This is a genomic window from Rhodococcus sp. Z6_132 (assembly GCF_058133635.1).
The window spans coordinates 1-2,482 of sequence record NZ_JBYUNP010000004.1; the positions used below are offsets into that span (position 1 = coordinate 1).

General features: G+C 56.0%; 1 rRNA gene. It reads left to right on the forward strand.

Going from position 1 to position 2,482, the window contains the following annotated elements:
* Positions 1-85: 85 nt before the first annotated feature.
* Positions 86-2,482 (forward strand): 23S ribosomal RNA (locus AC3YO9_RS17505); the annotation flags it as partial.

The following is a 2,482-nucleotide window of genomic DNA, read 5'->3' on the forward strand; positions in this document are numbered from 1 at the left end:
TGGGTGTGGGGTGTTGGTGGCATCGGTTGATCGGGTGTTGTCGTGTGTTGTTTGAGAACTGCACAGTGGACGCGAGCATCTTTGTGGCCAAGTTTTTAAGGGCGCACGGTGGATGCCTTGGCACCAGGAGCCGATGAAGGACGTAGGAGGCTGCGATAAGCCTCGGGGAGCTGTCAACCGAGCTGTGATCCGAGGATTTCCGAATGGGGAAACCCGGCCCCAGTGATGTGGGGTCACCCACGCCTGAATATATAGGGCGTGTGGAGGGAACGTGGGGAAGTGAAACATCTCAGTACCCACAGGAAGAGAAAACAACAGTGATTCCGTGAGTAGTGGCGAGCGAAAGCGGATGAGGCCAAACCATGGGTGTGTGATAGCTGACAGGCGTTGCACTTGTGGGGTTGTGGGGTTTGTCTTGTCGACACTGTCATGTTGGCGGGGAGTAAGAAAGTGATGTGGTTAGCGGAAGTCGTCTGGAACGGCGCGGCGTAGAGGGTGAGACTCCCGTACGTGAAAACCTGTCACCTCCCTTGATGAATACCCAAGTAGCAGCGAGCCCGTGAAATTCGCTGTGAATCTGTCGGGACCACCCGATAAGCCTGAATACTCCCTGGTGACCGATAGCGGACTAGTACCGTGAGGGAAAGGTGAAAAGTACCCCGGGAGGGGAGTGAAATAGTACCTGAAACCGTGCGCTTACAATCCGTTGGAGCGGGTGAACACTTTGGTGTGTTGCCTGTGACAGCGTGCCTTTTGAAGAATGAGCCTGCGAGTTAGTGGTGTGTGGCGAGGTTAACCCGTCGAGGGGAAGCCGTAGCGAAAGCGAGTCCGAATAGGGCGATACAGTCGCATGCTCTAGACCCGAAGCGGAGTGATCTACCCATGGCCAGGGTGAAGCGACGGTAAGACGTCGTGGAGGCCCGAACCCACTTAGGTTGAAAACTGAGGGGATGAGCTGTGGGTAGGGGTGAAAGGCCAATCAAACTCCGTGATAGCTGGTTCTCCCCGAAATGCATTTAGGTGCAGCGTCGCGTGTTTCTCACCGGAGGTAGAGCTACTGGATGGTCTAGAGGGCCAACAAGCTTATCGAAATCAACCAAACTCCGAATGCCGGTGAGTGAGAGCGCGGCAGTGAGACTGCGGGCGATAAGGTTCGTAGTCGAGAGGGAAACAGCCCAGATCACCGGCTAAGGCCCCTAAGCGTGTGCTAAGTGGGAAAGGATGTGGGATCGCGAAGACAACCAGGAGGTTGGCTTAGAAGCAGCCACCCTTGAAAGAGTGCGTAATAGCTCACTGGTCAAGTGATCCTGCGCCGACAATGTAGCGGGGCTCAAGCACACCGCCGAAGCCGTGGCATTCGCACAATAGATTCACTTCACCTCATGGGGTGTTGTGCAGTCGTGTGGATGGGTAGGGGAGCGTCGTGTGGCCAGGGAAGCTCCGGAGTGATCCAGGGGTGGAGGCCACACGAGTGAGAATGCAGGCATGAGTAGCGAAAGGGGAGTGAGAAACTCCCCCGCCGAATGACCAAGGGTTCCTGGGGCAGGTTAATCCGCCCAGGGTGAGTCGGGACCTAAGGCGAGGCCGACAGGCGTAGTCGATGGACAACGGGTTGATATTCCCGTACCCGTGTGAGCGCGCCCATGGTGAATCCAGTGATGCTAACCGCCCGAAGCGGTCTTTAGCGCTCCCTTAGGGGGGTTGCGGGGATCGTGGAGCGCGGGACCCGATCTGGTAGTAGCCAAGCGATGGGGTGACGCAGGAAGGTAGCCGCGCCAGTGAGTGGTAGTACTGGTGTAAGAGTGTAGGGAGTGTCCTAGGTAAATCCGGGGCACACACATCCTGAGACTTGATGCATAGCCGATTGAGGTGAATGTGGTGATCCTATGCTGCCGAGAAAAGCCTCTAGCGAGCTCTCACACGGCCCGTACCCCAAACCGACACAGGTGGTCAGGTAGAGAATACTAAGGCGATCGAGATAACTATGGTTAAGGAACTCGGCAAAATGCCCCCGTAACTTCGGGAGAAGGGGGGCCATGACACGTGAACACTTTCTCGGTGGGAGCGTGGTGTGGCCGCAGAGACCAGTGGGAAGCGACTGTTTACTAAAAACACAGGTCCGTGCGAAGTCGTAAGACGATGTATACGGACTGACGCCTGCCCGGTGCTGGAAGGTTAAGAGGACCGGTCAACCACTTCGGTGGTGAAGCTGAGAATTTAAGCCCCAGTAAACGGCGGTGGTAACTATAACCATCCTAAGGTAGCGAAATTCCTTGTCGGGTAAGTTCCGACCTGCACGAATGGCGTAACGACTTCCCAGCTGTCTCAACCATAGACTCGGCGAAATTGCACTACGAGTAAAGATGCTCGTTACGCGCGGCAGGACGGAAAGACCCCGGGACCTTCACTACAGCTTGGTATTGGTGTTCGGTTCGGTTTGTGTAGGATAGGTGGGAGACTGTGAAGCGGCCACGCCAGTGGT